The organism is Candidatus Laterigemmans baculatus, assembly GCF_010367455.1.
Taxonomy (GTDB): domain Bacteria; phylum Planctomycetota; class Planctomycetia; order Pirellulales; family Pirellulaceae; genus Laterigemmans; species Laterigemmans baculatus.
This window is the reverse complement of sequence record NZ_WRPR01000122.1, coordinates 1-4,987: the sequence shown is the minus strand read 5'-3', so window position 1 is coordinate 4,987 and position 4,987 is coordinate 1. Positions and strand designations below refer to the sequence as shown.

Sequence of the window (4,987 nt, the reverse complement as noted above, 5' to 3'; positions counted from 1 at the left end):
TCCTTCCGTGGCCCCACTCGTCCATTTCGATCGCCCGCCACCTCCCCTCCTCCCCCTTTCATCTGCGTTCTCCGAGCTATCCGCGGTCCCTCCCCGCCCTTCCTTCGTGCTCTTCGTGTCCTTCGTGGTCCCCTCGCTCTCGCACGCCCACGGCTCGAATTTCTGGTCCCCGTCGCCGACGATCCCTAAACTGATGACCTCGGCTCTACGCCAATCGAACAACGACCGGAGGAGGTCCAGCGATGAGACGCAACGGGTGGAGCGGAATGCTCGGCAGCACGGTGGCGAGCTGGATCATGGTCTGTGCCATTCTCGCCGTTCCGCTGCAGGCAGCCGACGAGCGGGAGGCCGATGAACCCGTCTTTTCTGGGCCGCAGGTCGGCGAGCCGTTGCCGGCGCTTCCGGTCCAGCTGGTCTTGGCCGAGGACCCGACCAAGCAAGTCGACCTGACCAGCGACGATGCCGATTCGCCGCGGCTGGTCGTCTTCGTCCACGTCCTGACGCGTCCCTCGGTCGGCTTCACGCGGATCCTCGGCGAGTATGCGGCCAGCCGCCAGCGGGATGGGCTCAAAACGGCCGTCGTCTTCTTGGGCGAAGATCCCACGGAACTGGCCGAACGCGTCCGCCGCGCCCGACATGCTCTGCCGAAGAACGTGACGATTGGCATCTCGCCCGCTGGAGCCGAAGGCCCAGGCGCTTATGGGCTCAATCGCAACGTCACCCTGACGGTGCTGGTCGCCGACGAGGGCCGCGTGACGGCGAACTTCGCACTGATCGACCCGAGCCTCCCCGTCGAGCTTCCCCAAGTGCTTCGCGCGATCTGTGACGTGGTCGGTGGCCAGCCGCCCACGGTCGAGTCGCTGCTGCAGGCCGCTGGCCAACGGCCCGGAATGCGGATGCGAAGTCGCGAAGGGACCCCACGGGGAGAACAATCCAAGGTGCAGGAAAGGGCCCAGCCGGAGGAGGAAGCCGAGCGGGAGGCAACCCAGCCGGAGGCGAAGGATCGCTCGTGAGCCGCCGCAGCACTTCTCGATCCAGCGGCTGGCGCGGCCTCGCAGCGATCTTGGCGATCGGCTCGGGACTCCACTTGCTCGCCCCAGTGAACCTGACCGGTTCGGTCGCCGCGGCCGACGAGCCTGCTCCGGCTGAGGTGGCTAACCCGCCCGAATTCGCCAACCAGGTTCTGCCGATCCTGACCAAAGCGGGCTGCAACACCGGCGCCTGCCATGGGGCGGCGATCGGCCGCGGCGGTTTTCAGCTCTCGCTGTACGGTCAGGATCCCGAGCTCGATTGGGAGCGGATCGTGCAGCATTTTGGGGGCCGACGCATCAACCTTGTCGACGCCGAGATGAGCCTGCTGGTCCGCAAAGCGGGCGAATTCATCGAGCACGGCGGCGGGCAACCGCTCGACCCCAACTCCTCAGATTGGCGGACGCTCGTCGCATGGATTCGTTCGGGAGCACCACGCTCAGCCTCTGCTCCGGACCTCCGCTCGATCCGCACCGAGCCGAGTCGGATCACCGTCGACCCAGCCGCCGACCAGGAAGTCGCCTTCCGCGTGCTCGGTGCCTTCGGCGAGCGCAGCCCGAGGGAGCCCGAGTGGCGCGATCTGACCGACTGGGCCGTGCTGACTTCGCTCGATCCCCAATCGCTCGCACTCGGCGATTCCCCTGGAACCGTGCGGCCGCTCCGTCCCGGACGGCACGTGCTGCTGGTCCGGGTCCGCGACAAGACGACGGCCGTCGAAGTCCTCCACCCTCACCCTCCCCTAGCGCAAGCGACCAGTCCTTACCCTCTCCACCCTTACCCTCTCCCCGGGAGGGTCGGGCTCTCAGGCCCGGGGAGGGCCGGTCCGGTCGATCGGTCACCCCATTCCGGCACAGGTCTCATCGACCGGCTGATCAACCAGAGGCTCGCTGAATTAGGAATCGCGGCCGCACCCCTGACCGATGATGCCTCGTTCCTGCGGCGAGTCACACTCGACTTGACCGGACGCCTGCCGAGTGTCGACGCAGTGCAGCGGTTCGCCAGCGACCGTTCGCCCCGCAAGCGACTTCGCTGGATCGATTCGCTGCTGGCCAGTCCCGCTGCGACCGACTACTGGACGCACCGGCTCGGAGCGGCTCTGCGGATTGACTCGCTCGCCGGTCGCGGAGGCAGCGCGGATGCTGCGTTGCACTATCAACAGTTTCTCCGCAGCCAGTGGACTGCCGCCACGCCGCTGCCCGAACTGCTCGCCGACTTGGTCTCCGCCAGCGGCACTCCGGAGCAAAGTGGCGCGGTCGGCTTTTACCTCGGCGTTCCGGACGCACGAGCTCAAACCGAGATGTTTTCCGAAGTCGTGATGGGAGTGCGGATGCGTTGCGCGAACTGCCACGACCACCCGCTCGATCGCTGGACGCAGGAAGACTATCACGGCTTGGCAGCGCTCTTTGCGGGAGTCCGCCGCAGCGCCGAAGTGGACTGGTTTCCCGGAGCGAGCAACATCAATCCAGCCACGGGCGACCCCGAGCTCCCACGGCTGCCCGACGGAACCGAAGTCTCCGCGACGCGCGATCCGCGGCCTCGGCTCGCGGAGTTCGTCCGCGGCAGCGGCGCTCCCTGGGTCGCACGCGCGTGGGTCAATCGCGTGTGGGCCGAAATGTTTGGCCGCGGCTTGATCAACCCGGTCGACGATCTCCGCGGCTCGAACCCCGCCACCCATCCAGCGCTGCTCGATGCCCTGGCCGCCGACTGGCAACAACACGACTTCGACTTGCGGTACCTGATCCGTGAGATCGCTCGCAGCGACGCCTACGGACGAGCTTCCGCACAGCAGGTCGCCTCGAATCGATCCCCCCATCCCGATTCGCGACAGGGGCCCGATTCGCGACAGGGGCCCGAATTGCGACAGGGCGCCGAGTCATCACAGGGAGCCGCGTTCCTGCAGGGAGCCGAATTCTACGCCTACCGCACTCCGCGTCCTCTCTCGGCTGCGGTATTGCTCGACGCGATCTCCGACGTCACCTCGCTCGCAGGCGAGCGGCAATCGAGCCTCGCAAACCCGCGCGCGATTACCCGCCTCTCGCTTCCCTCTCCAACCACGCCCGCCGTCGATCCGTGCGGGAACGCGGCGGCCTGTTCTGATGAGCTCAGCGATTCGCTCTCCGGTCGACTCGCGATCATCGCCGGTCCGCTCGTCAATGGAGCGATCGCTGATCCGCGAGGAATCGTCCAGCACTGGGCAGCCGGCTCGAGCCCCGAACCAAGCGAGGTCGTCGAACCAAGCGAGGTCATCGAACCAAGCGAAGTCATCGAACAACTCTATCTCCGCTGCCTCAGCCGTTCGCCTCGACCCGATGAACTCCACTACTGGCTGGCTCAACTTGGCGGCACCCCCGAGCTATCGCTGGAATATCGATACGCACTCGAAGACATGGCGTGGAGTCTCCTGACTAGCCACTCGTTCATGACCAACCAATGATGAAAAGCTCTCGACGCGAATTGCTCCGCATCGGTTCGCTGGCGACGCTCGGGTTGTCGCTACCCGATTTGATGCGCCCAGTCACCCGACGGAAGACCGATCCGCCTCGCCGATGAAACCGCTCATGTGATCGCGGACGTGCTCGCATGAGTCCTCCCAGAGCCTGGCTCTCCGGCCGCCCGCAGCCGAGCCGCATCGCGTGCGGGCTCGGATGCATCAGCCTCCTCTGGCTCGCGCTGCCGCTAGCCGCTGCTGTGGCTCAAGAACAGCCGGTGCCCCAAGAGCAGCCTGTCACGGCGCCCCCGGCTACCGCGCCCCCAAGTACGGCGCCCCCAATTACGGCGCTCGCTTGGGCCCCCGACGGTCGTTCCGTCGTCGTCGGCTCCCAGCTCGGACTGCGTCTGCTCAGCGTCCCCAGCCTGCGGGAAATCCCCAGCCTGCGGGAAGTCCCCAGCCTGCGGGAACTCGCTCGGCAGAGCGGTGACGCGTCGATGATCCTGTCGCTCGACTTTCACGGCGACCGGCTGCTGGTCGGCGGCGGCGAGCCGGGTGAGTCCGGCTTCTTGGCGGTCACTGGCATCGCAGCGGGAACCGATGGCAAGCCCAGCGGCTGGCTTCCGTTCAACTCGACCGCCAACGGCTTCACCGACTTCGTCTGCGCGGCCCGCTGGTCTCCGGACGGCCAGCGATTCGCGGCGGCCTCTTTCGACGGGACTGCCGCAGTCTGGGAAGCAGCCGGCGACGGTCGAGGAGCACGCTATCGGCAGACGCTGCGATTCGAAGGCCACTCGGCAGCCGTGACCGACGTCGCTTGGCTCACTTCCGACAGGCTCGCCTCGAGCAGCCGTGATGCAACGATCCGAGTTTGGAATCCCCGCGATGGCCGCTTGATCCGGACGCTCAACCAACACACACAGCAGGTCATCGCCCTGGCGATGCCGCACCGCCACGAAGACCTCGACGGCAACAACACTTCCCGTCCAACCTTGCCGCTGATGGCATCGATCGGCGACGACCGCACGGTTCGCTTTTGGCAACCCACGATCGGCCGCCTGATACGGTTTGCCCGGCTCAGCGACGAGCGGCCCGTCTGCCACTGCTGGACCCCCGATGGCACAGCAGTCGTCGTCGGAACCACCGCCGGAAGGCTCCTGGAAATCGAAGCGGCAACCACCAAGATCCTCCGCGCCGAACCGATCAGCGACGACTGGATCACCGCCCTCGCCATCGCCCTCGACCGAACCCTCCTCTACGGAACCTCCACGGGCGAACTCAAGCTCATCGACTTCTAAACAACGCCCCCCCTTTCCGCGCTCTTCCGTGTCCCTCCGTGGCCACCATCCGCTCAATTCGTATCATTCGTGGTCGTTTCCTCCCCCGCCTTACAAAATTCTCAAGTCTGAAATCCGAAATCTCAGATTGCCACCCACCAAACCTCCCTCCCTCTTTCATCCGCGTTCTCCGAGCTATCCGCGGTCCTTCTCCTTTCCGTGCTCTTCCGTGTCCCTCCGTGGCCACCATCCG

3 protein-coding genes are annotated in these 4,987 nt (G+C 66.2%); all 3 read left to right on the top strand.

The genetic code is table 11. The annotated features are described in order from the left end of the window. Positions 1-242 precede the first annotated feature (242 nt). The 3 genes from GNK13_RS19165 (at position 243) to GNK13_RS19155 (ending at position 4,755) form a co-directional block, all read left to right on the top strand. The gene (locus GNK13_RS19165) at positions 243-1,013 is read left to right on the top strand and encodes a hypothetical protein (protein WP_164104173.1); all 771 of its coding nucleotides are present in this window, start codon (positions 243-245) and stop codon (positions 1,011-1,013) included. Further along, positions 1,010-3,463, top strand: a complete 2,454-nt coding sequence (locus GNK13_RS19160) for a DUF1549 domain-containing protein (protein ID WP_164104172.1) — start codon at positions 1,010-1,012, stop codon at positions 3,461-3,463. Before GNK13_RS19165 ends, GNK13_RS19160 begins: the two co-directional genes overlap by 4 nt. Before the next feature lie 146 nt (positions 3,464-3,609). Then, positions 3,610-4,755 (top strand): WD40 repeat domain-containing protein, encoded by a 1,146-nt coding sequence (locus GNK13_RS19155; protein ID WP_164104171.1) that lies wholly within the window; start codon positions 3,610-3,612, stop codon positions 4,753-4,755. Positions 4,756-4,987 lie beyond the last annotated feature (232 nt).

Excerpts from the sequence above, each read along its gene's own strand:
- GNK13_RS19165 (WP_164104173.1), top strand. The coding sequence starts at position 243 with ATGAGACGCAACGGGTGGAGCGGAATGCTCGGCAGCACGGTGGCGAGC.
- GNK13_RS19155 (WP_164104171.1), top strand. The coding sequence starts at position 3,610 with ATGAGTCCTCCCAGAGCCTGGCTCTCCGGCCGCCCGCAGCCGAGCCGC.